Annotated in this window: 26 protein-coding genes; 13 read left to right on the forward strand and 13 right to left on the reverse strand. The window is 67.1% G+C overall.

What is annotated here, in order from left to right:
• Positions 1 to 67: 67 nt before the first annotated feature.
• The 3 genes from ACNO8X_RS05460 to ACNO8X_RS05470 all read left to right on the forward strand — a co-directional run bounded on the left by ACNO8X_RS05460 (position 68) and on the right by ACNO8X_RS05470 (position 4,142).
• Complete coding sequence (locus ACNO8X_RS05460; protein WP_418004483.1) at positions 68 to 1,393, forward strand: aspartate aminotransferase family protein; 1,326 nt, start codon at positions 68 to 70, stop codon at positions 1,391 to 1,393.
• A complete protein-coding gene (locus ACNO8X_RS05465; protein WP_418004484.1) occupies positions 1,390 to 3,276 on the forward strand; it encodes a propionyl-CoA synthetase in 1,887 nt (628 codons plus the stop codon). The genes ACNO8X_RS05460 and ACNO8X_RS05465 overlap by 4 nt, the downstream gene beginning before the upstream one ends.
• A 125-nt stretch (positions 3,277 to 3,401) precedes the next feature.
• Positions 3,402 to 4,142 (forward strand): GAP family protein, encoded by a 741-nt coding sequence (locus tag ACNO8X_RS05470; RefSeq protein ID WP_133759350.1) that lies wholly within the window; start codon positions 3,402 to 3,404, stop codon positions 4,140 to 4,142.
• A 30-nt stretch (positions 4,143 to 4,172) separates the two neighbouring features.
• Here ACNO8X_RS05470 and ACNO8X_RS05475 read toward each other — a convergent pair whose 3' ends face one another.
• Positions 4,173 to 5,060, reverse strand: a complete 888-nt coding sequence (locus ACNO8X_RS05475; RefSeq protein ID WP_418004485.1) for a hypothetical protein — start codon at positions 5,058 to 5,060, stop codon at positions 4,173 to 4,175.
• A 256-nt stretch (positions 5,061 to 5,316) separates the two neighbouring features.
• Between ACNO8X_RS05475 and ACNO8X_RS05480 the strand changes: the two genes are divergently transcribed.
• Complete coding sequence (locus tag ACNO8X_RS05480) at positions 5,317 to 6,516, forward strand: IS110 family transposase (protein WP_418004486.1); 1,200 nt, start codon at positions 5,317 to 5,319, stop codon at positions 6,514 to 6,516.
• Between the two features lie 99 nt (positions 6,517 to 6,615).
• Here ACNO8X_RS05480 and ACNO8X_RS05485 read toward each other — a convergent pair whose 3' ends face one another.
• From ACNO8X_RS05485 to ACNO8X_RS05495, 3 genes are all read right to left on the reverse strand, one after another.
• Positions 6,616 to 7,323: a type 1 glutamine amidotransferase gene (locus ACNO8X_RS05485; RefSeq protein WP_418004487.1), complete on the reverse strand. Its 708-nt coding sequence runs from the start codon at positions 7,321 to 7,323 to the stop codon at positions 6,616 to 6,618.
• The gene (locus ACNO8X_RS05490; protein WP_418004488.1) at positions 7,320 to 8,546 is read right to left on the reverse strand and encodes a MurT ligase domain-containing protein; all 1,227 of its coding nucleotides are present in this window, start codon (positions 8,544 to 8,546) and stop codon (positions 7,320 to 7,322) included. Before ACNO8X_RS05490 ends, ACNO8X_RS05485 begins: the two co-directional genes overlap by 4 nt.
• Positions 8,547 to 8,610: 64 nt before the next feature.
• A complete protein-coding gene (locus tag ACNO8X_RS05495; RefSeq protein WP_418004489.1) occupies positions 8,611 to 9,690 on the reverse strand; it encodes an SDR family oxidoreductase in 1,080 nt (359 codons plus the stop codon).
• A gap of 112 nt (positions 9,691 to 9,802) precedes the next feature.
• Here ACNO8X_RS05495 and ACNO8X_RS05500 point away from each other — a divergent pair, with 112 nt between their 5' ends.
• A complete protein-coding gene (locus tag ACNO8X_RS05500) occupies positions 9,803 to 10,801 on the forward strand; it encodes a DEDDh family exonuclease (RefSeq protein ID WP_418004490.1) in 999 nt (332 codons plus the stop codon).
• A 75-nt stretch (positions 10,802 to 10,876) separates the two neighbouring features.
• On the opposite strand, the gene ACNO8X_RS05505 is transcribed toward ACNO8X_RS05500, so the two are convergent.
• The 5 genes from ACNO8X_RS05505 to ACNO8X_RS05525 all read right to left on the reverse strand — a co-directional run bounded on the left by ACNO8X_RS05505 (position 10,877) and on the right by ACNO8X_RS05525 (position 16,167).
• Entirely contained in the window at positions 10,877 to 12,322 is a 1,446-nt protein-coding gene (locus ACNO8X_RS05505) for a carotenoid oxygenase family protein (protein WP_418004491.1), read from the reverse strand.
• A gap of 143 nt (positions 12,323 to 12,465) precedes the next feature.
• Positions 12,466 to 13,746, reverse strand: coding sequence for a hypothetical protein (locus tag ACNO8X_RS05510; protein WP_418004492.1), 1,281 nt, complete (start codon positions 13,744 to 13,746; stop codon positions 12,466 to 12,468).
• The gene (locus tag ACNO8X_RS05515) at positions 13,743 to 14,153 is read right to left on the reverse strand and encodes a hypothetical protein (RefSeq protein WP_418004493.1); all 411 of its coding nucleotides are present in this window, start codon (positions 14,151 to 14,153) and stop codon (positions 13,743 to 13,745) included. Before ACNO8X_RS05515 ends, ACNO8X_RS05510 begins: the two co-directional genes overlap by 4 nt.
• Entirely contained in the window at positions 14,150 to 14,335 is a 186-nt protein-coding gene (locus tag ACNO8X_RS05520; RefSeq protein WP_418004494.1) for a hypothetical protein, read from the reverse strand. Before ACNO8X_RS05520 ends, ACNO8X_RS05515 begins: the two co-directional genes overlap by 4 nt.
• The gene (locus ACNO8X_RS05525; RefSeq protein ID WP_418004495.1) at positions 14,332 to 16,167 is read right to left on the reverse strand and encodes a hypothetical protein; all 1,836 of its coding nucleotides are present in this window, start codon (positions 16,165 to 16,167) and stop codon (positions 14,332 to 14,334) included. The genes ACNO8X_RS05520 and ACNO8X_RS05525 overlap by 4 nt, the downstream gene beginning before the upstream one ends.
• A 138-nt stretch (positions 16,168 to 16,305) precedes the next feature.
• Here ACNO8X_RS05525 and ACNO8X_RS05530 point away from each other — a divergent pair, with 138 nt between their 5' ends.
• The 3 genes from ACNO8X_RS05530 to ACNO8X_RS05540 are packed head-to-tail and all read left to right on the forward strand — an operon-like array spanning position 16,306 to position 18,041.
• Positions 16,306 to 16,959 (forward strand): TetR/AcrR family transcriptional regulator, encoded by a 654-nt coding sequence (locus tag ACNO8X_RS05530; RefSeq protein WP_418004496.1) that lies wholly within the window; start codon positions 16,306 to 16,308, stop codon positions 16,957 to 16,959.
• 56 nt (positions 16,960 to 17,015) lie between these two features.
• The gene (locus ACNO8X_RS05535; protein WP_418004497.1) at positions 17,016 to 17,465 is read left to right on the forward strand and encodes a hypothetical protein; all 450 of its coding nucleotides are present in this window, start codon (positions 17,016 to 17,018) and stop codon (positions 17,463 to 17,465) included.
• Between the two features lie 3 nt (positions 17,466 to 17,468).
• Positions 17,469 to 18,041 (forward strand): TetR/AcrR family transcriptional regulator, encoded by a 573-nt coding sequence (locus ACNO8X_RS05540; protein ID WP_418004498.1) that lies wholly within the window; start codon positions 17,469 to 17,471, stop codon positions 18,039 to 18,041.
• Here the strand turns inward: ACNO8X_RS05540 and leuA are convergent.
• A complete protein-coding gene (gene leuA, locus ACNO8X_RS05545) occupies positions 18,038 to 19,861 on the reverse strand; it encodes a 2-isopropylmalate synthase (RefSeq protein WP_418004499.1) in 1,824 nt (607 codons plus the stop codon). The genes ACNO8X_RS05540 and leuA overlap by 4 nt on opposite strands.
• A 249-nt stretch (positions 19,862 to 20,110) precedes the next feature.
• On the opposite strand from leuA, the gene ACNO8X_RS05550 reads away from it, so the two are divergent.
• From ACNO8X_RS05550 to ACNO8X_RS05565, 4 genes are all read left to right on the forward strand, one after another.
• Positions 20,111 to 20,611 carry a hypothetical protein gene (locus tag ACNO8X_RS05550; protein WP_260971830.1) on the forward strand — a complete coding sequence of 167 codons (501 nt, stop codon included), beginning with the start codon at positions 20,111 to 20,113 and terminating at the stop codon, positions 20,609 to 20,611.
• Positions 20,612 to 20,752: 141 nt separating this feature from the next.
• Positions 20,753 to 22,018: an aspartate kinase gene (locus ACNO8X_RS05555; RefSeq protein ID WP_418004500.1), complete on the forward strand. Its 1,266-nt coding sequence runs from the start codon at positions 20,753 to 20,755 to the stop codon at positions 22,016 to 22,018.
• A 2-nt stretch (positions 22,019 to 22,020) separates the two neighbouring features.
• A complete protein-coding gene (locus ACNO8X_RS05560) occupies positions 22,021 to 23,058 on the forward strand; it encodes an aspartate-semialdehyde dehydrogenase (RefSeq protein WP_418004501.1) in 1,038 nt (345 codons plus the stop codon).
• A 29-nt stretch (positions 23,059 to 23,087) separates the two neighbouring features.
• On the forward strand, positions 23,088 to 24,179 hold the full coding sequence (locus ACNO8X_RS05565) for a DUF4185 domain-containing protein (protein ID WP_418005789.1): 1,092 nt from the start codon (positions 23,088 to 23,090) through the stop codon (positions 24,177 to 24,179).
• A gap of 7 nt (positions 24,180 to 24,186) precedes the next feature.
• Here ACNO8X_RS05565 and ACNO8X_RS05570 read toward each other — a convergent pair whose 3' ends face one another.
• Together ACNO8X_RS05570 and ACNO8X_RS05575 are read right to left on the reverse strand one after the other, a co-directional pair.
• Positions 24,187 to 24,462: a barstar family protein gene (locus ACNO8X_RS05570; protein WP_418004502.1), complete on the reverse strand. Its 276-nt coding sequence runs from the start codon at positions 24,460 to 24,462 to the stop codon at positions 24,187 to 24,189.
• Positions 24,459 to 24,845, reverse strand: coding sequence for a ribonuclease domain-containing protein (locus ACNO8X_RS05575; protein ID WP_418005790.1), 387 nt, complete (start codon positions 24,843 to 24,845; stop codon positions 24,459 to 24,461). The genes ACNO8X_RS05570 and ACNO8X_RS05575 overlap by 4 nt, the downstream gene beginning before the upstream one ends.
• Positions 24,846 to 25,180: 335 nt before the next feature.
• Between ACNO8X_RS05575 and ACNO8X_RS05580 the strand changes: the two genes are divergently transcribed.
• A complete protein-coding gene (locus ACNO8X_RS05580; RefSeq protein ID WP_418004503.1) occupies positions 25,181 to 25,540 on the forward strand; it encodes a hypothetical protein in 360 nt (119 codons plus the stop codon).
• Between the two features lie 62 nt (positions 25,541 to 25,602).
• Here the strand turns inward: ACNO8X_RS05580 and ACNO8X_RS05585 are convergent, their stop codons facing one another.
• Complete coding sequence (locus ACNO8X_RS05585) at positions 25,603 to 26,220, reverse strand: TetR/AcrR family transcriptional regulator (RefSeq protein ID WP_418004504.1); 618 nt, start codon at positions 26,218 to 26,220, stop codon at positions 25,603 to 25,605.
• Between the last annotated feature and the right edge of the window lie 7 nt (positions 26,221 to 26,227).

The raw sequence follows: 26,227 nt of genomic DNA on the forward strand, positions 1-26,227 counted from the left end.
CGTCAATCAACATCGGCCGCCGCATCGTCATCCAGCGCCGATCGCCACTATCGCAAGGACAACGAACATGGCTTTCTCCACAATCATGGACTCCAACAGCTACACCGGCGGGGAAGCGCTCGACCCCGCCACCGATGCCATGGTCGAGAAGCGGCGCAGGGCGCTGGGTCCGTCGTACCGGCTCTTCTACAGCCGGCCGGTGCACCTGGTGAAAGGCGCCGGCGCCCACCTGTTCGACGCCGAGGGCAACAAGTACCTCGACGCCTACAACAACGTGGCCAGCGTGGGGCACTGCAACCCGCGGGTAATCGAGGCGGTGACCCGCCAGATGTCGGAACTGAACACCCACACCCGCTATCTGCACGGCGGCATCCTCGACTACTCCGAGCAGTTGCTCGCCACGTTCCCCGCGGAAATCTCCTCGATCATGTTCACCTGCACCGGATCTGAGGCCAACGACCTGGCCGTCCGGGTGGCCGAGCAGTACACCGGCGGGACCGGGATCATCGTCACCGAGGAGGCGTACCACGGCAACAGCGCGCTGATCTCGGCGATGTCGCCCTCGCTGGGCGTCGGGCTGCCGCTGGGCTCCAATGTCCGCACCGTGCCGGCCCCGGACTCCTACCGTGTCGATCCGGCGGAACTGGGCCGCTGGTTCTCCGACCAGGTCAGCGGCGCGATCGCCGATCTGGAACGGCACGGCCACAAGTTCAGTGCGCTGCTGCTGGATTCGATCTTCTCCTCCGACGGCATCTACGTCGACCCGACAGTGCTGGGTCCGGCCGTCGAGGTGGTCCACCGCGCCGGCGGCGTATTCATCGCCGACGAAGTCCAGCCGGGCTTTTCGCGTACCGGAGAGGCGATGTGGGGTTTCCAGCGGCACGGCGTCGTCCCCGACCTGGTGACGATGGGCAAGCCCATGGGCAACGGCATTCCGGTCGCCGCGATGGCCGCCCGCCCGGAGATTCTCGATGCCTTCGCGCGGGAGACCCCGTATTTCAACACCTTTGGCGGAAACCCGGTGTCGATGGCCGCGGCGCAGGCCGTCCTCGACGTCATCCAGGGTGACGGACTCGCCGCGCACGCCGTCGAGGTCGGCGATCAACTGCGCGCCGAACTGCGCGCGCTGGCCAAGGACCACCCGTTCGTGGGTGACGTACGCGGCACCGGGCTGTACACCGGCGTCGAGATCGTCACCGATCCGGCGAGCAAGGAACACGACCGGGCCCGAGCGCAGCGCATCGTCGACTTGATGCGGGAAAACCGGGTTCTGATCTCTGTATGCGGTGGACATGGCAACATCCTCAAAGTGCGCCCACCTCTTGTGTTCTCGATGTCGGACCTGGACTGGTTCATGACGGTGTTTTCCGCCGTGGCCAAGGAGGTCTCGTGAGCGCCTATCGCGAGGCGTTCGAGGCCGCTGCGCAGCGGCCCGACGACTTCTGGCTGACAGCCGCCGAGGCCATCGACTGGACCGTTCCGCCGACCCGAGCGCTCGACGATTCCGCGGCGCCGCACTACCGCTGGTTCCCCGACGGACAGCTCAACACCTGCTACAACGCCCTCGACCGGCACGTCGAGGCCGGCAACGGGGACCGCACCGCGCTGATCTACGACTCGGCGATGGTTGGCGTGCAGCGGTCCTTCACGTACGCCGAGCTGCTCGACCGTGTGGCACGCTTCGCCGGAGCGCTTGCCGCACAAGGCGTCTCCAAGGGCGACCGCGTCGTGGTGTACATGCCGATGATTCCCGAAGCGGTCATCGCGATGCTGGCGTGCGCCCGCATCGGCGCCGTCCACTCGGTGGTTTTCGGTGGATTCGCGGCCAATGAACTCGCGGCCCGCATCGACGATGCGCGGCCGGTGGCCCTGCTGACGGCCTCGGGCGGTCTGGAGCCGGGGCGGACGGTCGAGTACCTGCCCGCCGTGGCCAAGGCGCTGGCGTTGTCGTCGTCGGCGCCGGCGACGGTGATCGTCAAGAACCGCGGCGATATCGCCGGCGAGGCCACCGACTACCCGGGCTACCTGGACTGGGACGAGCTGGTCGCGGACGCCGCGCCGGTCGCTCCCGTCCCCGTCGCCGCCACCGACCCGCTGTACATCCTCTACACCTCCGGAACCACCGGGAAGCCCAAGGGCGTGGTGCGCGACAACGGTGGGCACGCCGTCGCGCTGGCCTGGTCGATGAAGAACGTCTACGACATCAGCGCCGGCCAGGTGATGTGGACCGCCTCGGACATCGGGTGGGTCGTCGGCAGCTCGTACATCGTCTACGGACCCCTTATTGCCGGTGCGACCACGGTGCTCTACGAAGGCAAGCCCGTCGGCACCCCCGACGCCGGCGCCTTTTGGCGCGTCATCGAACAGCACGGGGTGGAAGCGCTGTTCACCGCACCGACCGCGCTGCGCGCCATCCGCAAGGCCGATCCGAACGCGTCGATGCTTGCGGGACATGACATTTCGACCTTGCACACGCTGTTCGTCGCGGGCGAACGGCTGGACCCCGACACCTATGAGTGGGCGTCGGAGGTGCTGCATTGCCCCGTCGTCGACCACTGGTGGCAGACCGAAACCGGCTGGGCCATCTGCGCCAACCTGCGCGGGCTCGAACCGATGCCCATCAAGGCCGGATCGCCGACCGTGCCGGTGCCCGGCTACCAGGTCGGCATCGTCGACGCCTCCGGTAACCCCGTCGCGTCCGGCGTCGAAGGCAACATCGTCATCAAGCTGCCGCTGCCGCCCGGCACCCTCGCCGGGTTGTGGCAGAACCCCAAGGGATTCGTGCAGTCCTATCTGACCGCGTTCCCCGGCTACTACCTGACGGGCGACTTCGGCTACGTCGACGACGACGGATATCTCACCGTGCTGGGCCGCACCGACGACGTGATCAACGTTGCGGGACACCGGCTTTCGACCGGGAGTATCGAGGCGGTCATCGCCGGGCACCGGGCTGTGGCCGAGTGCGCCGTCATCGGTATCCACGACGACCTCAAGGGGCAACGGCCAAGCGGTTACGTCGTCCTGAAAGCCGGCGCGGACATCGACGGCGCGGTACTGCAACAGGAACTCGCGGCGATGGTGCGCGACCAGATCGGGGCGGTCGCCACCTTCCGCGACGTCACTGTCGTCGGCGCCCTGCCCAAGACCCGGTCGGGGAAGATCCTGCGAAAGACCATGCGGCAGATCGCCGAAGGCGTCGACTACGTCGTCCCGTCCACCATCGAGGACAGTTCGGTGATCGACGCGCTGATCCCGGTGCTGCGGCCGACCTCGTAACCCGCGGCGCCGGGTCCCACCCCTCCGCCGAAACGGCATTCCAGCAGGCCTCTACTCGTACTTTTCCTGCTGGAACGCCGTTTCGGCGTGACGGGCTACTTCGCTGGGACGGTAAGTTGGCGGCAATGTGGGGTTCTGTGGCGGTGCTGGCGCTGCCGATCGCGTTCGACCCGGTGCGCCTGGGCGTCAACCTGCTGCTGATCTCCCGGCCGCGGCCGGCGCAGAACCTGCTGGTGTACTGGGTCGGCTGTGTGGCCGCGAGCGTCATGCTGCTGTTGCTTCCGCTGCTGGCGTTGCACGTCACCGATGTCGCATGGGTGCACGACCTGGCGAACCCGCGGACCACCGCCAGCGCCACGATGCGGTACGTACAAGTGTTTGTCGGGGTGGTGCTCCTGGCCATCGCGGCGGTGATGGCGGTGCGGATGGTGACGCGCAAGCGCGCAGCGGACGCGGACGTCTCACCCATCTCGAAGTTGTTGCAGCGGGACCCGGACGCGCCTGCGCGGGGCGGATTGCTGGGACGCGCTCAAAGAGCCTGGGAGAGCGGGGCGCTGTGGGTCGCGGCGGTGATCGGCTTCTGGGCCGGCCCGAACCCGTCGCTGGTGCTGTTCGCCCTGACGACCATCCTGGCGTCGGGCGCCGCGATCGGCACGCAGCTCGGCGTCGCGGTGGTGTTCATCGTGGTGAGCCTCGCCGTGGTCGAGGTGGTGCTGCTCTGCAACGTCGTCACCCCGGCGAAAACCCAAGCAGCGCTGCGGAAAGTGCACGACTGGGCGCGCGGCTATCAGCAGCAGATCGTGGTGGCGATCATGACGCTCGTCGGCCTGGCGTTCGTGGCGAAGGGCGCCGGCCTACTGTCGTAGGTCCCGGCGAAACGGCATTCCGGCAGGCTGCTACCCGCACTTTCTCTGCGGGAATGCGGTTTCGGTGGTCGTCCCGTCCCAGCTTCGCGCATGCAGAGCTCGTACGGCACGCGAAACCACGTCGGCCTTCCGGTCTTCCTTGATCACCTGCATCACGTCCCAGCCGAGCCGAGCCAGCTTCGGCAGCACGCGGAGATCCTTGACGTACTGGTCGCGGTCGGTTTGGTGCTGGCCGCCGTCGTACTCCGAGGCCACCATGAATTCTTCCCAACCCATGTCGACCGTGCGGACCACACGGCCCCACTCGTCGCGGATCGGGATCTGCGTCGTCGGCCGCGGCAGACCCGCGTCGATATAGAGCAACCGCAACCGAGTTTCGGGAGGTGACGCCGCACCGCCGTCTACCAGCGGCAGGATTTCCTTCAACTTGGCCACCCCACGGGCGCCCTTGTATCGCTCGGCGAGACGCATGACATCGCCGAGCTGAAACGGGCGCGCACGAATCAACGCGTCCAATCGCTCGAGCGCCTTACCGCGCGGAAGGAACCGGCCGAGATCGAAGGCCGTCCGGGCCGGTGTCGCTACAGGAAGTCCGGCGACACAGGTTATTTCGTTGTCGGAGATCCGTTCATCACGGACCACCAACCCGCGCGGCAACCGGTTGTGCGGCGCGATCAACTCGACGGTGACGTCGTCTTCGACCCATTCCGCACCGTGCAGGGCTGACGCCGCTACTCCCGTCACGATGCCCGCGCGGCGGGTCCACAACCACGCGCCAATCGTGCGGTCCTCCAGTGACGGTTCAGCGTCCTTCCGTACGTGGACGTCCGGATAGATCGGCCGATACCACCGCTGCAATGCGTGCTTGGTGACGACGCCGTTGGCGATCGCCTCTGACCCGATAATTACTTCCCCCATGGCGCGATATTGGCGCCAGGGTCCGACATTGATGATGAAAGAGCGTTACCGCGCAGGTCGTGACCCTGGGTCTGACTGACGCTCTGCTGGGTTGTCTTTAACTTGATCTGTCCGGCCTGTGTGGTGCGCGTCTTGTTCACGCCGGACAGGACGGACATGACTTAATCAGGAGCTTGGCCGTTCCTCACCAATGTCTTGTCTGCCCGCCCTGGCCGGTGTGCCCCACCTAATGCTGGTCAGAAGGGACACCATCATCTTGACAGAATCTGCGCGCATCGTTGCCGGTGCGGACACCCATGCCGACACGATCCATGTCGCCGCGATCACCATGACTGGTGCCGCTGTTGATGATCGGGAGTTCCCGACCACGCGCGCCGGATACAGCGCGGCCATCGGCTTCCTGACCTCACTGGGTCAGGTTGAACGGATCGGTGTGGAAGGCACCGCCAGCTATGGTGCCGGATTCACCCGGGTGCTGACCGCGGCTGGCGTTGAGGTCGTCGAGGTGACCCGGGCGGTTAAATCCACTCGCCGCCTCAGAGGCAAATCTGATCCGCTCGATGCCTACAGCGCCGCGCGGACCGCGTTGGCCGGTGACGGGCTGGCCACCCCGAAAGACGACACCACCGCCGGCCTGCGGGCCCTGCATGTCGCTCGTCGGTCGGCGGTCAAGCACCGCACCGCGGTGATCAACCAGATCAAAGCCATGCTGGTATCGGCGCCCGATGTGATACGCGAAAAATACCGTGGTTTAACGACATTGAAGATGGTCGAGGCGATCGCCCGCTGCCGCCCCGACACCCAGCCCGAGCCGTGGGCGCAGTCGATGCTCAGCGCAGCCAAGCTGCTCGCCCAACGCGTGCAATTCCTCGAAACCCAAGCCGAGGCACTCGGCGCCCAGATCGACGCATTCGTCACCGCGGCCAATCCCGCACTACGCGCGGCCCACGGCGTCGGCGCGGACACCGCCGCTCAGCTATTGATCACTGCCGGGGCTAACCCGCACCGGCTGCACAGTGAAGCTGCGTTCGCCGCGTTGTGTGGGGCCGCGCCGGTACCGGCGTCCTCGGGTAAGACCAACCGACACCGACTCTCTCGCGGTGGTGACCGCGCCGCCAACAGCGCACTGCACCGCATCGCACTAGTACGGATGTCCAACCACGATCGGACCCGCGATTACGTGCAACGCCAGGTCACAAAAGGGCACAGCAAAAAGGAGATCTTGCGCAAGCTCAAACGAGCCATCGCCCGAGAAATATTCACCCTGCTGACCCGCCAGATCGACGTGCCCGAGTACACCGACCTGCGCCCGGCTCGGCAAGCCAAGAACATCACCGTGACCGCCGCAGCCAACCATTTCGGGGTCTGGCCCACCGTGATCTCCCGCATCGAACGCGGACTACAACGCGACGACACCTTCGCAGACACCTACAGAAACTGGCTCAACGCGGCTTGACATGAATAGGAGCATCAAGCTGGCTAGCCGCGCGCCGAAACTGCATTCCAGCAGGAAAAGTGCGAGTAGAGGCCTGCTGGAATACCGTTTCGGCGGAGATCAGGCCCGACGGGGCGCGGCGAGGCGCTCGGTGCGGAGCAGGTCGACCTCGGGCAGTTCCAGGGGCGGCAGGTCGCCGACCACCTGGGCCAGCAGGTAGTCGGCCAGCTCCGGATTACGGGCCAGGCACGGGCCGTGCAGATAGGTGGCGACCACGCTGCCTTGCACGACGCCGTCGTAGCCCGAGCCCGCGCGGTTGCCGGCGCCTTTCTCGACCCGCGCCAACGGCTTGGCCAGCGGGCCGAGATCGGTTCCACCGCGGTGGTTTTCGAAACCGGTGAGCTTGGTGGACAACCCGTCGATCACCGGGACCGAGGTCACCTCACCGATGGTGCGCTCGGGCTGTGGCGACGTGGTCACATCGAGTAGGCCGACGCCGTCGACGCGCTCGCCCGACGACGTCTCATACCAGTGCCCGAGCACCTGGATCGCCGCGCAGATCGCCAGTACCGGAGCGCCGCGCTCGGCCGCGCGTTGCAGGCCGGGGTACTGCAGCAGATGCCGGGTCGCCAGGCGCTGCGCGTAGTCCTCGGCACCGCCGAGCGTGTACAGATCCATCGAGTCCGGCACCGGGTCGTTGAGGGTGATCGCGACGATCTCGGCGTCAATTCCCCTGAGCCGCAAGCGCTGTCGCAGCACGACGGCGTTGCCGCCGTCGCCGTAGGTGCCCATCACGTCGGGGAGGACGAGGCCAATCTGCACCGTCATGCCAGCTCCCGATTGAGTTGCAGGAACGCCGTGTAGTTGGCGATCACCTCGACATGCCCGGGTGGGCACGACTTGATGGCGGCCAACGTGTCGTGCACCAGGGTGTGGTCGACGCCCGCGTAGCCCAGGCGCACCGCGAGGTCGGTGCCGCGCTCGCCGGCCGACACGATGGGCGCCGGGAAGTCGACGAAGTGCTCGAAGTTCACGTCCCACAGCCAGGACAGGTCTTCGCCGTCGGGCACCTGGCCGTTCACCGAAATGACCGCTCCTGCAACATCACTGGAGACCATGGACAGTGCCTCCTGCCAGCCGGCGGGGTTCTTGGCCAGCAGCATGCGCACGGTGTGTTCGCCGACCTGCAGGGTCCGGTAGCGGCCGGCGACCTCGTCGACCGTCGACACCGCAGCCACCGCGGCCGCAGGCGACGCACCCAGCGCCACCGCGGCGGCGACGGCCTGCGTCGCGTTGCCACGGTTCACCGTGCCCGGCAGGGCCAGCGTCATCGGCGCGGTAAAGCCTTCCGGCCCATAGATATTCGTCTCGTCGTACCACCACTGCGGAGTCGGCCGGGAAAAGTCGGTACCGGTCGAATGCCACTGCCCGTTCTCGCGGACGATCACCTCACCGCTGCGCGGACAGCTCACCGAGTCGCCGGACCAGCCGCCGCCGGCGGCGACCCACACCACGTTGGGACAGTCGTAGGCCGCCGACGTCACCAGCACGTCGTCACAGTTGGCGACCACCACAGCGGAAGGGTGACGGGCCAGCCCGGCCCGCAGGGTCCGCTCGATGTGGTTGATCTCGCCGACGCGGTCCAGTTGGTCGCGGGACAGGTTGAGCAACACGATCACCGACGGGTCCACCGCGTCCGACACGTGCGGCACGTGCATCTCGTCGACCTCGAGCGCGGCGAGCGTCGCCTTGCGCGACCCGGCCAGTGCGGCGATCAGCCCGGCGTCCATGTTAGCGCCCTCGCTGTTGGAGGCCACCGGCCCGATGGTCGACAGCGCGGCGGCAGTCATGCGCGTCGTCGTGGACTTGCCGTTGGTGCCGGTGACGACGACCGAGCGCCGCCCGGAACCCAGCTGTCCCAGGATCGACGGATCCAGCTTCATGGCGACGAGCCCGCCGATCATGGCGCCGGCACCGCGGCCCGTCACGCGCGACGCCCAGCGGGCGGCGGCGCCCGCGCCCAGCGCGACGTGTCCTCGTGCGGTGATCATCCCGGGAATTCTAGGAGGACCGCCCCGGATGTGACGACACGTGTGAGGGCGCCCACTCGCGCTCCTATGGCAGACGGATGCTGGGCCGCCGCCGCACGATGCCGTCATCGAGCATCTGCTGGAAGTGGTCGGTGACGGTCTGCTCGATGGGCCGGTACACCAGCCCGAGCTCGCTCTGGCTGCGGCTGGCGTCGAAGACCAACGGGTAGCCGACGTTGGTGTCGACGAACTCGCGCGTCAACCCGATGACCGGCGCGACGGCCTTCACGGCCACCTTGGGCACGTTCAGCCAGGGGAACGGATACAGCACGCCGAACTTGCCGCGCAGGATCTGGCCGATCTCCAGCAGGCTCAGCGAGGCGGCGTTGACGAGGTAGCGGTCGTGCGCCGTGGGGGTGAAGCCGGCGCGCACGTGGGCGTCGGCGACATCGCGGACATCCACGATGCCGGAGGTCAGCTCCGGCGCGCCGGTCAGCATGGTGCCGTCGGCGAACTGCTTCATGGTGGCCAGGCTGGCCGAGTCGCTGGCGCTGGTCAGCGACGGCCCGAGCACCAGGCCCGGGTGGATGGTGACCAGGTCCCAGCGGTCCTGCGCCTGCTGGTACCGCCAGGCCTCTTGCTCGGCCACGGTCTTCGAATACGAATACGGCTGGTGGTCGACGCTGCTGGTGGTGTTCCACTGGTCCTCGGTGAAGACGCCGCCGGGCACCTCGCGTGATTCACGGGCATCGCCGTATATGGCCACCACGCTGCTGGTCAGCACCACGCGCTTGACGCTCTCGGTGCGGTTGACCGAATCCAGCACGTTGCGGGTGCCCTCGAGCGCCGGGCGGACGAGCGCCTCGGCCGCATCGGTGACGCCCTGCAGCAGGAACGGCGACGCGGTGTGCATGACGAGCTCGCAGCCGGCCATCGCCTCGTCGAAGCTGCCGGTATCGAGCAGGTCCGCCTTGAACAGTTTGAGCTTGCCGGGATGGTCGGCCGACAGCTTGTGCAGGTGCTCCAGGCCGGTTGGCTTCTGCGGATTGCGCACCGTGCCGTGCACGGTGTGACCGGCTTCGAGGAGGTAGCGGACGATCCAGCTGCCGATGTACCCGCTGGCGCCCGTGACGAGGACGGGGGCGTCGGGGTCGATCGTGGTCATGACCGTGACGATAGCCGCGACCACGTCGTCGACGGAGAGCATCGCCTGATTCGGGCCGCGACACGCTGCGGTGCCCACCGAATCTGTCAGGGGGCCGTGCCATCCTTGCCACGTGGACGAAACCAACCTCGGCTGGGGCCGACCGGCCACCGAGCCGGGCGCGGGTTGGGCTGTCGTCGACGTCGAGACGTCGGGTTTCGATCCCGGGCACGCCCGGGTCATCAGCGTCGCGGCGCTGGCCCTCGGGGACGACGGGAACGTCGAGCACTCGTTCAGCAGCCTGCTCAATCCGGGCGTCGATCCCGGCCCCACACACGTGCACGGGCTGACCCCCGAGATGCTGGCCGGCCAGCCGACCTTCGGTGAGGTCGTCGGCGATCTGGCCGCCGTGCTGTCCGGCCGTACTCTGGTCGCCCACAATGCCGGCTTCGACTACGCCTTCCTGGCTGCCGAATGCGAGCGCGTCGGCGCCGTGCTGCCCGTCGACAACGTCATGTGCACTGTCGAGCTGACCCGCCGCCTCAACCTGGGCACCGAGAACCTGCGTTTGGAGACCCTGGCGACCCACTACGGCGCGACGCAGATCCGCCCGCACGATGCCCTGGACGACGCCATGGTGCTGGCCCAAATCCTCAAGCCGGCGCTGGCCGCCGCGCGCGAGCACCGGCGTTGGCTGCCGATCCGCAACGTGGGCCGCAAGCGCTGGCCCAGCGGCGCCATCACCCACGATGAACTCCGGCCGCTGAAGGTCCTGGCTTCCCGGCTCCCATGCGCCTATGCCAACCCCGGCCGATTCGTGCCGGGACAGCCGTTGGTGCAGGGCATGCGGGTGGCGCTGTCGGGCGAGATGCTGCGCACCCACGAAGAAGTGATCGAGCGCATCGTGCACGCCGGACTGTCCTACTCCGACAGCGTCGATGCGCAGACCTCGCTGGTCATCTGCAATGACCCGGCGCCCGCGCAGGGCAAGGGCTACCAGGCTCGGGAGCTCGGTGTGCCGCTCGTCTCCGACGTGGACTTCATGGGGCTGCTCGGCCACGTGGTCGGCGGCTCGGACGTCGAGGAATTCGTCGACCGGACACCGGCCGGCGACCAGTTCATGTTGTTCTAGCCTTCGCCGAAACTGCATTCCAGCAGCGAAAGTGCGAGTAGTGGCCTGCCGGAATGCCGTTTCGGCGCGACGAATCTAGCCCGCGATGCACCGGCTGAACGTGCCGTGGAACCCGATCGGCAGATGGTGCTCCAGATGCGCGGTGGCCAGCGGGCCGTCCTCGATGGTGCGGGCATCGAAGATCGCCAGTTGCGAACGGTGGCTCGGCAGATCGTGATTGAGCACCAGCAGCCAGCCGTCGTCCTCGGCAGCGGTGCGGGAGCGGGGCACGAACAACGGCTCGCCGGTCTGGGCCAGGCCGAAATCGAAGGTCGTCCGCGTTCCGGCGGCGTGGTCGAACTTGGTCACGGCGTTGTAGTGGCCGACGTCCTCGGTGGCTGCGGCGGCGTACGTGAAATTGTGTTCGCGCGTCGACCGACGCCAGTCGTACTGCGGGAATTCCATTGGCGCACTTTCGGATAACACGGTCTCGGTCACCCGCCCGGACTTGCTGATCCGGAATCGGGACAGCCGCCCCGAGGGCCATTGATCGATGGTCAGGTGTGCGCGTGGGTTGGTCGGATCCGCCGGTTCCTGCCATGTCTTGCCCAGCTGCCCGAAGATGTCCGGGTCGTCGAACCGGACGAACTCGACCACGGTGTCCGTGCCGTCTTCAAAGGCATTGGTGACGTGAATATGTGCCATCGGTTCGTGCTCGATGACGCGAGGTTTGGAGCCATCACGCGGCACGATGGCGAACCGCGTCGACCCGTTGCGGGCTTGGTAACTCAGGGATTGCTCCAGCGACCGGGTCCGTAGAAACGTAGGGATGTTGGGTCGCAACGGATCCAGGACGAACACCAGGTTGTGTTCGGTGAGGGCGAAGTCGTGATTCCAGACGAAGTCCCACAATGGAAGTGAATTGATCTCGGTATTCCGGCCTTTCGCGTCCACGCGATAGCACCGCAGCCGTGGGGTGGGCAAGAGGTCGAAGCCGAAGTTGAACACCTCGCCCGTGCGTGGATCCCATTTGGGATGTGCGGAGAACGCCCCGAGATATCCGAAGCGATCACCCTCAAAACGCTTGTACCCCAGGGTTTCCAGGCTGTCGGGATCGATCTTGTACGGCGGGCCGCCCTCCCACAGGGCCAGCAGGTCACCGCAGATGTTGGCCATGTTGGTGTTGCCGGTGTTGGCCGGCGGTTGGAGATTGCCGCGCAGCGTGGGGGCGTTGGTGGTGATGCCGCGCTGGCCCATCTGGTTGCCGCTGCGGTACTGGCGCGTGCGGACGTAGCGGTTGGTGAAGCGGACGGTCTTACCGTCGAGCACGAACCGCGACACCATGCCGTCGCCGTCGAACATGGTCTTGAGGACGGTGTCGCCGACCTCGAACTTTCCGGGGCCGACGCGGAACAGGGTGCCCGTCAGGTCGGCCGGCAAGGTCCCGTCGACGCGTTTGACCTGGTAGTCCATTTCGTCGTAGAGGGACTCGAACGGACGGCCGTGCAGCTGCTTGAGTGTCGGCTCTACGGTGGCGGTCATGCAAACCCCAATCTGAGGACGGATGTCCTCAGTTTCGTGTCGCGCCCCGACGATGTCAAGGTTTCACGCCGAATGGCCACCTGTGACACGGAAATCTCGGAGATTCGTGCGATAGGTGGCCACTCGGCGGAGCGGGCGGGCAGCTAGCCGCCGAAGAGCAGGTACAACCCGGTGAACGTGTAGCCGACCATCACCAGCATCATCGCCAGCTGCCCGGTGAGCTGATGCCGCTTGGGCAGGATGCGCAGCGCACAGTCGTGGGCGGCGACGACGCCGGCGATGTGCCCGGCCACCACGAACAGCACCTTGGTCGTGGCCAGCACCGAAGGGTGCAGGGACAGTACGTAATAGACACGCGCGTCGTGCAGGCCGAGTAGCAGGTAGACGGTCTGCTGGCCCTTCTCCACGAGATAGGTCAGGTAATGCGCGAACACATAGCCGATGACGATCGGGATGAGGGAGTGCGCCAGCAATCCTGGCAGCTGCCGGCGGCGCGCCCGGTCCACCCCGCCGGTGGCACGGGCGGCGAGGCTGAACGACAGCGCAACCGTCGTGACAAACACCGCCAGCCCAACGGTTTTGAGTGCCGTGGCTTGCCAAGCTCCGTTGGTGTGCGCATCGACGAACCCCCGCCACGCCGGCGTCGCCGAGAAACTGTCGAAGGCCGTCGAGCCCAGCAGCACCGCGAGCACCGTCACCGTCGCGGGCCGGATGGGCAGCGTGGGCAGGTGGTTGAACGGATTGCCGACGGCGATCTGGCCATCGGCGTTGCGCCGAAGCGGGGCACACCGCGAGGCCACGACGCTGTACACCTCGAACGGGTCGGCATGTGAGCACCATCGGGTACCGCACGCCGCCGCCCCGGCCAACGTCACCGCAAGGTAGGCCAGTAACCAGATACGCACGGCGCCAACAGAACCCGGGTCGGGGCTGGCCAGCTCGAGCCAGACGAACGCGAACAGCCCGGCGGCCGCAGGCCAGTAGCCGAGGCGGGCGGGATACGCATCCCGGCTCAGTCGCAGCAGCCGGGCGATGGTCCGCACCGGAGACAGCACCCGCCACACCGGCCCGAAAAGCACTGACAGCGCGACGATTCCGACCCACAGCAGCACGTAGAACACGCCGGGTAGCGGGTTTCCGGAGCCGGGCGGCCCGACGATCGACGCCACGATGACCCACCCCGCGAACGCCAGCGCCAGCAGCCCGACCGTCCATCGGGTGGCGGGCGCGTCCACGGCCGTCGTCACCCAGCGCGGCAATGCCCGCCCGGGTGTCTCGGGATCGAATCGCGGCTTGCGCCAGGCCAGCGCCACCACCGCGAAGGTGAACGTCAACGCCCACGCCGCGCCGATCAGGGCGTAGGTCAGCGGGATCGGAAGATCACTGGATCCGCCCAGCCCGTGCGCCAGGACGGCCGAGGTCACTGCACCGTGATGGTGGCGACGGTCTTGTCCAGGTGGTGCAGTTCGACGTCGACCTTACCCGGCACGTCCACGGTGAACTGGAACTGCTGATCCTTCTCCGCTTTGATGGCGAAGGTGTGCTCGGGATTCGAATGCACGTGCAGCTGGTCGACGGCGTCACTGTTGACGCGGACGATGATCGGCTGGCCCAGCTTGGCCTCGATCTGCTGGTTGAGCGGTGTCGCGGTGCCGCCGGCGATGGTCACGTCGATGTAGACGCGCGCGGGCGGGGCCTGCGGGTTGCTCAGTTGCGTTGTGGCCGTTGCCGAGGCGCTCGACGAGCCGCTGGGCGCCGTCTCCTTGTTGCTGCAGCCGGCGAGTGCCAGGGCCACGACGCCTGCCGCGGCGAGGGTCTTCACAAAGGTCACGCGGAACCATCCTCATCAGTCGAAACTGCTGTCTCCGAATCGGTTTCGTCACCGTCGGAGCCGGCGCTGTCTGCTGCTCGTCGATCCTTCATGGCCACCCAGGCCACGACCCCGGCGACGACGAACGCAGGGGCAAACGCCGGCAGTGCCAACAATAGCGAGTGATCGGCCAGATAGGTCACGGCTGTCCGACGGGTTCCTTCGTCTCGGCGGGGCTGAACTGCTCACGCGAATTGATCCGTCCCGCACCCCAACTCAGCAACGCGATCAGGATCAGCGAGCACACCAGCACGATCAAGGAGGCCGCGGAGTACAGCCACGACGGCACGTCGAGGTTGCGCTCACGCTGCAGGACCTTGATCTCCTCCATGAAGTCACGGGTCGTCGAGAGCGCCGGCGTCTCCTCGGCGCCGATGCCGGGGTCGGCGGGCAGGAAGATCGGGACAGCGGCCATGGTGCGTCCATCTTGCACGCGCAGCACTGTCTTCCAGGTGCCCCACACCGGGATCGGCCGGGTGGACCGGTAGTGGCCGGGGCCGACCTGCTTCAGATGATCGACCACCAGGCCGCGGTCATGGGCGAGCTTGCCCTGCCACGCCATCAGGCTGACCCACTCGGGGTTGTCGCTGACCAGGTTGGTGGGCGTGATCTGGATGTCGGCGTTCACCAGGCGCTGACCGGCGGGGCTCGGTGCCTCGGTGAGGGTGATCTGCGCCCGGGCGTGCTCCGGGACGGTGATGGTCAGGCCGTTGGCGACGGCGCCGCCGACGACCAGAACCGTCGCGACCACGACGGCGATACCGATCGGACGCGCGGGCAGGCGCTGGCCGGACAAGACGACGGCCAGCAGCGCGCCGCACATGCCCATACAGATGGCGACTGGTGTGGACATCGCCAGCGCCTCGCCCCACATGCTGGTGGGCCACGGGGTACGGAACACGGCATCGACCCAGAACGACTCCAGCCACATACCGACAGTGCCCACGCCCAGGCCGGCCACGGCGCCGAACAGGATGGGGCGGTTGACCAGTGGCGTCAGCCCGATCAGCTCGACGACGATCGCGGAGCCGAGGTAGAGCGCACACCAGCTGTACGGCGAGCCAAGGATGGGGCCGACGGCCAGCGCGACGAGCCCGCGGATGAACAGCGCGAAGGCGATGGCGCCGAAGGTGGAGTACCGGCCCAGTGTGAGCCGCGTGGCCACCAGCGACATGGCTGCTGCGCCGGCGATCAGCATGGGGTGCAGCACCAGCCGGAACTGTTCGACGCCGAAGTCGTATTCGACCGGGAACACCGACAGGCCGATCACCAGACCACCGAAGGCGAAGTACGGCAGCACCTTGTTGCGGGCGGGTGGTGCGTCGGCGCCCATGGCGATATCGCCCTCGCGCTCCAGTAGCAGCATGGCGACCAGGGACAGGCCCGCGCCGCCGATGAGCATCAAATGCGTTGGGCCCCAGAGGGTGACGTCCTGACCGAAGATGCGGTGCCAGATGTCGTCGAGCGGGAAACCGATCAGCGCGTACAGGCCGCAACCGGCCATCAGGATGCCGCCGACGGGCGCGTACCAGGTTTTGGTGATCTTGATGGCGGCCGGGCCGGGCTTGTCGTACGGCAGGATGATCGACAGCGATCCGGCGATGAACAGCAGGAACAGACCGACCAGGATGAAGTAGTGCGCCGGGTTGGCCAGCGGCCCGGCGTCGCGGCCCTTGCCGATGTGCAGGCTGACGTCCCAGATGAAGCCGAACATCGCGCAGATGATCGTCGAGATGAACAGCAGTGAGGGCAGGGCCACCCAGCTGGGTCGGTTCATCTTGCGGCCGGCCGCCTCGGCCAGGTCCTGCAGCCAGGTGATGCGGCGTTGCCGATGCAGATACCCGATCCACAACAGGCCGGCGGTGATGATGCCGGTCGCGATGGACATCCCGAGGACCTGGTCGAGGGCCGCGCCCCCGCCTTCGGTTCCGGCCGCGGCCACTACGGTGACCTGCCCGGCGAGCTGTGCTGCCATGTTCCACCCCGCTGTGTAGATGAAGCCTGAACCTTACTCGTCGGTAATGTTGCCAGAAGATGGTGTTTGAAACGGGAGTCCGTCTTCCTTCCTCGGATTTTGACATCATGAGCCAGTCGGGGGGAGGGGTTGCGCCAGATGGCTGATAACGGATCGGGCAGCGCGCCGGAACGTAAGTACTCCGGCAGGTCCGCGGAGCAGCGACGCGCCGATCGGCGACGGCTGCTGCTGGACGCGGCCGAAGCGCTGTGGCGCGAGGGCGGACTGTCGGCGCTGAGTGTCCGGGCCGTCGCGGCGCGCGCCAAACTGACCGACCGCTACTTCTATGAGCAGTTCGCGGGGTTGGCCGCGCTCATCGGCGCGGTGATCGACGACGTACTGGAGGGGCCCTTCGCCGCGATGCTGGCCGGCGGGAGTGCCCCCGAGTCGGCGACCGTCCAGACGCGGCTGACGCTCGGCCTGGCGGGGTTCATCGAGCACGCCGAGAGCGACCCGCTTGCGGTGCGGATCTTCCTGACCGATGCCCGGCATATCGAATCGGTGGCCGAGCACATCCGGATCGCGCAACACCGTGTGGCCGCCGCAATCCTGGCTTTGCTGCAGCCCGACCGCGACGCCGACCGGGAGAGCTGCGACGCGGCGCTGTTCTGCGTCGGCGGGGTCGCGACCCTGATCAATGAGCGGCTCCTCGACGAGGCGAAAACCGTTACCGCACAAGACTTTGCGGAGCAGGCGGTCAGCTGGTGCGCCCGGGTGCTCCGGGTGGCCGAGGGGCCGGACGCGCCGGACTGACGTCCTGCGGCAACTCACTCTTGTAACCACTACGTTCGTAGTGATAATGTCAGCGCATGACAACCACTACCGATGTAGTACATCGATCATTTCGGCAGGCCTGCCATCGCCGCGGCTATTTCTTCCGCGAAGCGGCGATGCTGACCATCGCCATGGGCGTCTGCCTGCATCTGTTCCGCGTCATCTGCGGTGACGCGGCCACACTGCGGTACGCCATGACACCGCTCACCGACGCGATCCTGCTCGTGCCGATGACCTATGCCGCCGTCACCGGCATCCTCACCCGACGGCGCATGGTGTTCGTGAACCGGCCGCACATGATCGCGGTGACGGCCGCCATCGCCTACATCAGCCTGAGTGTCCCGCTGCACCTGTACGTGCTGCTGGTCATGAAGGACGTCTCGTTCTACGTCGGGATGGCCGGGCCATGGTTCAGCTATCTGCTGCTGTGCGCCATCTACCCGGTGTTCTTGGCGATGCTGTGGCGGGTGCGGTACAAGAACTAACCAATGGCTCCCAACCCTGAACGACGCGCCCGGCTTCTCGATGCCGCCATCGAGGTGCTGGGCGACGCCGGCGTCGGCGGACTGACCCACCGTGCCGTCGACGACCGATCCGGCGAGCCGGCCGGCACCACCTCCAACTACTTCCGCACGCGCAGCGCGCTTCTCGAGGCGACGGCGCAGCGCATCGTCGACCTGCAGTGGCAGTACGTCGGCACTCTGCAGGCGGGCCTCGGCCCACTCACCCGCGACACCCTGGCCACGATGATGACGACCATGGTCACCGATCTCGCCGGCGCCAACGGACGTCGGCAGTTGGCTCGCTACGAACTGTTCAACGAAGGCGTGCGACGCCCCGAGCTAAGGCCGTTGATCGCCGAAATGCAATCGGGCGCACTGCGATTCGCGCGGATCATCCTCGAAGCGGCAGGCCTGGAGCCCTCCGATGAACAGGTCGGTGAACTCGCCCGGCTACTGGGTGGCCTGGCCTACAGCAACCTGACCTTCACCGCGGACCAGCCGGGCCTTGGGGACCCGGCCGGTCTGATCGAGCGGATGCTCGCGACGGTCTTCGGTTAGCCGCGCGCGGCCCGGTTCACGGCCGAGACGACGGCCCGCAGCGACGCCGTGGTGATCGACGGCGCGATGCCGACGCCCCACACCGTCTTGCCGCCGATCGATGCCTCGACATAGGCCGCGGCCTGCGCTTCCTCACCGGCCGACATGGCGTGCTCCGAGTAGTCCAGCACGTTGACGTGGAAGCCGACGGCACCCAGCGCATCGGTGAAGGCCGCCAGCGGGCCGTTACCGGCGCCGACGATCTCGCGCTCTTCCCCGTCGATCTTGACGATGGCGGTGATGGTGTCGGTGCCGCCGTCCTCTTCGGACGCGTCGACCTTCTGCCGCATGCGCTCCAGCGGCGTGATGGGCGCCAGGTACTCCTCGTTGAAGACGTCCCACATGACCTTCGGGGAGACCTCGCCGCCCTCGCCGTCGGTGATCTTCTGGATGGCCTGGCTGAACTCCATCTGCAGCCGGCGCGGCAGCACCAGTCCGTGATCGGCCTTCATGATGTAGGCGACGCCGCCCTTGCCGGACTGCGAGTTCACCCGGATGACGGCCTCGTACGTGCGGCCGACGTCCTTCGGGTCGATGGGCAGGTAGGGCACCTGCCACAGGATGTCGTCGATGTCCTGATCGGCCTCGTCGGCGTCGATCTTCATCTGGTCCAGGCCCTTGTTGATGGCGTCCTGGTGGCTGCCCGAGAACGCCGTGTAGACCAGGTCACCGCCGTACGGGTGCCGCTCGGCCACCGGCAGCTGGTTGCAGTACTCGACCGTGCGACGAATCTCGTCGATGTTCGAGAAATCGATCTGCGGGTCGACGCCGCGGCTGAACAGGTTCAGGCCCAGCGTCACCAGGCAGACGTTGCCGGTGCGCTCGCCATTGCCGAACAGGCAGCCCTCGATGCGGTCGGCACCGGCCAGGTAGCCCAGCTCGGCGGCCGCGACGCCCTCGCCGCGGTCGTTGTGCGGGTGCAGGCTCAGGATGATCGAGTCGCGCGGCGCCAGGTGCCGGTTCATCCACTCGATCGAGTCGGCGTAGACGTTGGGCGTCGCCATCTCGACGGTCGCCGGCAGGTTGACGATCAGCGGCCAGTCGGGAGTGGGCTGCACGATCTCGGCGACCGCGTTGCAGACCTCGACGGCGTACTCCAGCTCGGTGCCGGTGTACGACTCGGGCGAGTACTCGAACCGCCACAGCGTGCCCGGGTACTTCTTGGCCTCCGCGACGCACAGCTTCGCGCCGTCGGTGGCGATCTTCTTGACGGCCTCGCGATCCGCGCGGAACACCACACGGCGCTGCAGGATCGACGTCGAGTTGTAGAAGTGCACGATGACGCGCGGGGCGCCGGCGCACGCCTCGAAGGTGCGCTCGATCAGCTCGGGCCGGCACTGCGTCAGCACCTGGATGGTGACGTCCTCGGGGATCGCGCCCTGCTCGATGATCTCGCGGACGAAGTCGAAGTCGGTCTGGCTGGCCGACGGGAAGCCGACCTCGATCTCCTTGTAACCCATGCGGACCAGCAGGTCGAACATCCGGCGCTTGCGCTCCGGGCTCATCGGGTCGATCAGGGCCTGGTTGCCGTCGCGCAGGTCGACCGCACACCAACCGGGTGCGACGGTGGCGACCTTGTCGGGCCAGGTGCGGTCAAACTGCGTAGATGGCTCGCCCCCTGGAACTTCCAAGGCGAACGAGCGGTACCGGCTGACGGGCATCGACGAGTTGCGCTGGGTGTTCCACGACGGCTGGCCTTCGCGGCGCGGGCCGGACGGGGTGGTGATGGCGCGTACCGACGAGAAGGAGTCGGCAGATGAATCGGGGGAGTAAGTGGTCACGGTTTTTTGCTCCGGTCTGTCTGGATGGGACCTGGAAGGTCAGGACCGGCGCATCTCAAACCCCCGCGACGGGAGGCCGGTCGGATCAGACCCCGTCGCGGCGTCCGAGGAGGAGCACCCGCGCGATAAACATCACTGGCGAGTTTACTCCCGTCCAGTAGTTCGCCAAAACCCGGTCGCGCTGTCCGGGATCAAGCTCCTGGCCAGGCGTAATGGGCATGGTGCTGGCTGTGCCGATACAGTTCGACCGTGTTGACGAGATGGTTGTTGAGCCTGGACCGCAGCTGGAAGATCGGCATCGCGGTCGCGCTCGCCGTCGTCATCGGCCTGGTGGTGTGGCAGACCGAGTTCCGCGGGCCGACGCCGGAGTGCAAACCGGTGCGCGACATGCTCGATTACAACAAGGCCCAGGCCGTGCAGATCGAGTCGAAGATCGACAAGAATTCGGGCGGGGTCCCGACCATCGCCGAAGAGACGGCCTACCGGGCCTGGGCCGACGGTATGGCTGAGCGGGCGCAGAAGGTGACCGGCGACAAGGTCGCGGCCAACGCGGTGCAGTTGGCGACGCTGGCGTCGCAGTTCGCCTCGGCGCTGGACTCCTACCGGATCGCCGCGCAGGGCCGGGCACCCGGCGCCCCCGCGCCGACCGAGGCCTACCAGCTGTCGGCGATCAACGCGCAGATCACCGATCAGATGAAGGCGCTGAGCGACGCCTGCCCGGCGCAGCGGAAGCTGACCGACCTCTTCTGACGCGGGCGAGAGTGACGAACGTCTCGCGCGTTGCAGGTCCGGCAGACGACCGGGCAACAAAATTGGCTTCGGCCCTCCCTTATCCTTGGAGCAGCATTGATGCGAATGCTTGCTGCCAATTCAGAGAAGGAAACGCGAACAGTGGCGCTCGTCGTCCAGAAGTACGGCGGATCCTCGGTGTCGGACGCCGAGCGAATCCGTCGAGTCGCCGAGCGGATCGTCGAAACCAAGAAGGCCGGCAATGACGTTGTCGTCGTGGTCTCGGCCATGGGCGACACCACCGATGATCTGCTGGATCTGGCCCGCCAGGTCTCCCCGGCGCCACCTGCCCGGGAGATGGACATGCTGCTCACCGCAGGTGAGCGCATCTCGAACGCGCTGGTCGCCATGGCCATCGAGTCCCTCGGCGCGCAGGCCCGATCGTTCACCGGTTCGCAGGCCGGCGTGATCACCACGGGCACGCACGGCAACGCCAAGATCATCGACGTCACCCCGGGCCGCCTGCGCGACGCTCTCGACGACGGCATGATCGTGCTGGTCGCCGGCTTCCAGGGCGTCAGCCAGGACAGCAAGGACGTCACCACGCTGGGCCGCGGTGGCTCGGACACCACCGCCGTGGCGCTGGCCGCCGCGCTGAACGCCGACGTCTGCGAGATTTACACCGACGTCGACGGCATCTTCACCGCCGACCCGCGCATCGTGCCGAATGCCCGTCACCTGGACACCGTCTCCTTCGAGGAGATGCTGGAGATGGCGGCCTGCGGTGCCAAAGTGTTGATGCTGCGTTGCGTGGAATACGCCCGCCGCTACAACGTTCCGATTCACGTCCGGTCGTCGTACTCCAACAAGACCGGAACCATTGTCAAAGGATCGATCGAGGACATCCCCATGGAAGACGCAATCCTCACCGGAGTCGCCCACGACCGCAGCGAGGCGAAGGTCACCGTTGTCGGCGTCCCCGACGTTCCGGGATATGCCGCCAAGGTGTTCCGTGCGGTTGCTGATGCCGACGTGAACATCGACATGGTGCTGCAGAACATCTCGAAGGTGGAGGACGGCAAGACCGACATAACCTTCACCTGTTCGCGCGAGAACGGCCCGGGCGCCGTCGAGAAGCTGACCTCGCTCAAGGACGAGATCGGTTTCTCCCAGGTGCTGTACGACGATCACATCGGCAAGGTGTCGCTGGTCGGCGCCGGTATGCGCAGCCACCCAGGCGTCACCGCCAAGTTCTGCGAGACGCTGGCCGAGGTCGGCGTCAACATCGACCTCATCTCCACCTCCGAGATTCGAATCTCGGTGCTGGTCAAGGACACTGAGCTGGACAAGGCCGTCGCGGCGCTGCACGAGGCCTTCGGCTTCGCCGGCGAAGAAGAGGCCGTCGTGTACGGCGGGACAGGGCGTTAGTCATGGTGAACATCGGTGTGGTGGGCGCGACCGGTCAGGTCGGCCAGGTCATGCGCAGGCTCCTCGAGGAGCGCGACTTTCCGGCTACCAGCGTGCGGTTCTTCGCCTCGGCGCGGTCCGAGGGCAAGAAGCTGACGTTCCGCGGCCAGGAGATCGAGGTCGAGAACAGCGAGACCGCCGACCCGTCGGGTCTGGACATCGCCCTGTTCTCCGCCGGCGCGACCATGTCGCGGGTGCAGGCGCCGCGCTTCGCCGCCGCCGGAGCCATCGTCGTCGACAACTCGTCGGCATGGCGCAAAGATCCCGATGTGCCGCTGGTGGTTTCGGAGGTCAACTTCGACCGCGACGTCCGCGGCAAGCAGCTTGCCAAGGGCATCATCGCCAACCCGAACTGCACCACGATGGCCGCCATGCCGGTGCTCAAGCCGCTGCACGACGAGGCCGGCCTGACCCGTCTCATCGTGTCGAGCTACCAGGCCGTGTCCGGTTCGGGGCTCGCTGGGGTGGACGAACTGGCCTCGCAGGCTCGCGCAGTGATCGCCGGTGCCGAGCAGCTGGTGCACGACGGATCCGCGCTGGAGTTCCCGGCACCCGTGAAATACGTTGCGCCCATTGCCTTCAACGTCATCCCGTTGGCCGGTTCGCTCGTCGACGACGGCTCGGGTGAGACGGACGAGGATCAGAAGCTGCGCAACGAGAGCCGCAAGATCCTCGGCATCCCGGAGCTTCTGGTCAGCGGAACCTGCGTGCGCGTGCCCGTGTTCACCGGGCACTCGCTGTCGATCAATGCCGAGTTCGCCCGGCCGATTTCAGTGGAGCGGGCCCGGGAGCTGCTGGCCGACGCGGCCGGTGTTTCGCTGGTCGACGTGCCGACGCCGCTGGCTGCCGCCGGTGCCGACGACTCGCTGGTGGGCCGTATCCGCCAGGACCCGGGCGTGCCCGACGGTCGTGGCCTCGCGCTGTTCGTCTCGGGTGACAACCTGCGAAAGGGCGCGGCGCTCAACACCGTTCAGATCGCCGAACTGCTCGCTGCACGCTGATCTTGCGCGCGCTCGCGGCCATTGCGTCGATCTCGACGTTGCTGGCGGCGTTCGGGGTCGCTGCGGCGCAGGCTGATCCGCCTGCGCCGGTGCCCACTCCGGTGCTCAAACCGCTGACGGTCGGCGAGGTGACGCGCATCGGTCCGGTGGCCGGAACCGGTACACCGACAGCCGATTACGGCATCGGGGCGACCGATCTGTGCGAGTTCATGGAGTTCCCCAGCGGCATCCTGCAGATCTGCGGCGACAGCTTCGCGGGACAGGGCGTCGGATTCGGCGGCTGGTACGCGCCCGTCGCGCTGCACGTCGAGACCGACTCCATCAACTCACCCGACGGACTTCGGTACCGCGGCGTCACGGGCGTCGACAAACCGCTGCTGGCCGACGCCAAAGTTCCTGGCACATCTCAACTTCCGGCCGGGGTGGTGAGCATCAACCGGGAGAACTACCTGTTGATCACCACCACGCGCGACCTGAAGCCGGCGAGTTCGCGACTGGTCAAGGCCGACCCGGCGCGCGGGTCCTGGCCGACGGTGCCGGGGTCCGTTCGGGCGGCCGGCTACGCCGGGGGAGCGCAGAGCCAGATCACGGGCTACTACGACCCGGTGCCCACTGCCGACTCGCCGCGCGGCTGGGTGTACATCGTCGCCAACAACTTTGACCGCAGCAGCGCGCCCTTCCTGTACCGGGCCACGCCGCAGTCGTTCACCGACCGGTCCAGCTGGCAGGGCTGGTCCGCGGCCGCCGGCTGGGGCAAGCCGCCAACCCCGTTGTGGGGCAACCTGATCGGTGAGATGAGTATGAAGCAGGTCGACGGCAAGACGGTGCTGTCCTACTTCAACAGCAGCACCGGCAACATGGAGGTCCGGGTCGCGAATGCGCCGACCGAGTTCGGTGCCGCACCCGTGACCACCGTCGTCGTCGCCGGCGGTTGGCCGGAGCAGGCCGACGAACTTCCTGTGCCGCAAGACAATCAGCTGGCCCAGCCGTACGGCGGCTACATCTCGCCGGGCTCGACGCTCGACGAACTGCGCATCCTGGTCAGTCAGTGGAACACCAAGCCGCGCGACACCGCGCCGTACCGCGTCATCCAGTTCGCGGTGAATCCGGTGAAGCCGTAGGCGACGGTCAGCGCAGCACCAAGTCGATGCCGGCACTGTCGAACACGTCGAGCAGCCCGCTCCAGGTACGGGAATCCAAGGCCTTCTTGGCTTTTGAGCTGTCGGTCAGCACGAAACGGAACGGCTCGTCGTCCGGGGTGCCGAAGCCGCCACCGAGGCAGTCGGCCAGCGCGTCGAGATTGCTGCCGAAATAACCGCCGGTGCCATTGACCGCGTGGCCCAGCTCGGTGAAAAGGTCTGCGCGGGAATGGATCCGCGCACCTCGCACGGTGAACGTCTTCACGCTCCTCCGATCTGGCAGAACGTCTCGTAGTGATCTCCGGTGTAGTAGAACTCCGGAGGGTTGGCGGGCGGTTCACCGCCGGTGATGACGCGCCGGGCGCCGCGGGTCTTCGCGCCCGGCGTCGGCACGGTGTACTCGTGGTAGTAACCGCGCTGCTGGTTGGGCAGCCGGCGCTCGAAGTTGCCGAACACGATGCCGTCGCGCGAGTACGGGAACGGCCCGCCGCGGTGGATCAGATCGACGGTGCTGCCGGCCTCGGCCGGCAGCGACGACAGCTGACAGACGGGCAGCCCGGACTTGCTCTTGGTCGTCGTCGAAGGCCCTGCGGGCGGCGCGTGCGAGGCCGCTGTCGGCGACGCCGTCGGAGCCGGCCCGGTGAGCACCGCCGACTGCTTCGTACATCCCGGGGTGATGGTCAGCAGCAACGTGGTGCCACAGGCGAGGGCCGCGACGCGCAGGGTGGTTCTGGACATCGCACCTTTTCTGCCGCGTTCTGATATCGGAGCTTCGGCCGGCCCCCAAAGCCCGGCCGACGCTCCGGTACACAGCCCACGCTACCGCGCCGTGAGCCTCATAGCTGATTCTTACGCGCAACCCAGCCACGGCAGTGGTTGATGGACGGATCATCGATGACATGAGTGACGAAACCCCTAGAGAAACGCCAGAGACGCCGGATACCCCGACGGACTCTTTCCCGCCCGTAGCAACGGCCACCGCAGTGGCCGCGCCGCCCGCCGAGCACAAGCCGAGCAAGCTCAACAAGGTGCTGGCATGGGTCGGCATCGTCGCCGGCATCGTGTTCATCGTCGCGACGATCTTCTTCTCCGGCTTCATCCTCGGCTCGCATTCCGGCGGTGGCCACCACGGCTGGCACAAGCACCACCGCGGCCATGACATGTCGGAATTCCGCGAGGGGCACAACGGGCCGCGCGGCGGTGGCATGTGGCATCCGATGTTCCCCGGCGGCCCCGGCTGGCAGGGACCCAACGGAGGCTGGCAGGGTCCCGGCGGACAAGGTCCCGGCGGTCCCGGACAACAGGCGCCCGGCCAGCCCGGCCCGGCTCAACCCGGCCGCTGACCCAACCAGTCCTGCATCAAGCGACAGGCCGTGCCCGTACAGGGTGCGGCCTGTCGTCTGTGCTACGGCTGTTGGTCGGTCGTCGCGCGGTTGGCTGACACTGCTCGATACCCGGCCGTCAGAAGTTCGACCATCCGCTCTTCGAGTTCGGCGGAATCGTCGTCGGCGGCGATGGTGGACACGTACATCGCCGCACCCGCAGCCATGATCAGCACGGCGCGCGCATCCAATTCCGCGCTGCGTCGCTCGTCGACGGTCTGTGCGTCGACGTCGTCGGCGAACAGGTCGACCGCCGGGCCGGTGAACCGATTCCACAGCGACCGCCCCTGCTCTTTGTCCTCGAGTAGGGCCAGGCTCAGATCGGGCGCCGCCGCTTTCATGTCCGGGTGGTTGAACAGTGCGCGGCTGCCCCGAACCACGAAATCGATCCAGCCGTAGACATCGGTTCCGGCAAACGGCGTGAGGTCGGGTGTCGTGCCCATCACCGCGTCGATCACCAACGCGGCCTTCGACGGCCAGCGCCGGGCCAGGCTCGCGCGCGTGACGCCGGAGCGTTGCGCGACGAGCCGCATGCTCAATTGCTGAAACCCGCCCTCGGACAGGAGCTCCCGGGTCGCCGCGAGGACGCGATCGTCGATGCTCGCGTCGCGTGGCCGTCCGGGGCCTGACTGAGTGCTCACGCTTCCA

The organism is Mycobacterium sp. PDNC021, assembly GCF_048282635.1.
GTDB classification, from domain to species: Bacteria; Actinomycetota; Actinomycetes; order Mycobacteriales; family Mycobacteriaceae; genus Mycobacterium; species Mycobacterium llatzerense.

Coding starts and splice junctions, on each gene's coding strand:
- ACNO8X_RS05475 (WP_418004485.1), bottom strand. CDS start 5,060: ATGGGGGAAGTAATTATCGGGTCAGAGGCGATCGCCAACGGCGTCGTC.
- ACNO8X_RS05560 (WP_418004501.1), top strand. CDS start 22,021: ATGGTGAACATCGGTGTGGTGGGCGCGACCGGTCAGGTCGGCCAGGTC.
- ACNO8X_RS05525 (WP_418004495.1), bottom strand. CDS start 16,167: ATGGCAGCACAGCTCGCCGGGCAGGTCACCGTAGTGGCCGCGGCCGGA.
- ACNO8X_RS05460 (WP_418004483.1), top strand. CDS start 68: ATGGCTTTCTCCACAATCATGGACTCCAACAGCTACACCGGCGGGGAA.
- ACNO8X_RS05505 (WP_418004491.1), bottom strand. CDS start 12,322: ATGACCGCCACCGTAGAGCCGACACTCAAGCAGCTGCACGGCCGTCCG.
- ACNO8X_RS05485 (WP_418004487.1), bottom strand. CDS start 7,323: ATGACGGTGCAGATTGGCCTCGTCCTCCCCGACGTGATGGGCACCTAC.
- ACNO8X_RS05535 (WP_418004497.1), top strand. CDS start 17,016: ATGACAACCACTACCGATGTAGTACATCGATCATTTCGGCAGGCCTGC.
- ACNO8X_RS05530 (WP_418004496.1), top strand. CDS start 16,306: ATGGCTGATAACGGATCGGGCAGCGCGCCGGAACGTAAGTACTCCGGC.
- ACNO8X_RS05470 (WP_133759350.1), top strand. CDS start 3,402: ATGTGGGGTTCTGTGGCGGTGCTGGCGCTGCCGATCGCGTTCGACCCG.
- ACNO8X_RS05540 (WP_418004498.1), top strand. CDS start 17,469: ATGGCTCCCAACCCTGAACGACGCGCCCGGCTTCTCGATGCCGCCATC.
- ACNO8X_RS05495 (WP_418004489.1), bottom strand. CDS start 9,690: ATGACCACGATCGACCCCGACGCCCCCGTCCTCGTCACGGGCGCCAGC.
- ACNO8X_RS05490 (WP_418004488.1), bottom strand. CDS start 8,546: ATGATCACCGCACGAGGACACGTCGCGCTGGGCGCGGGCGCCGCCGCC.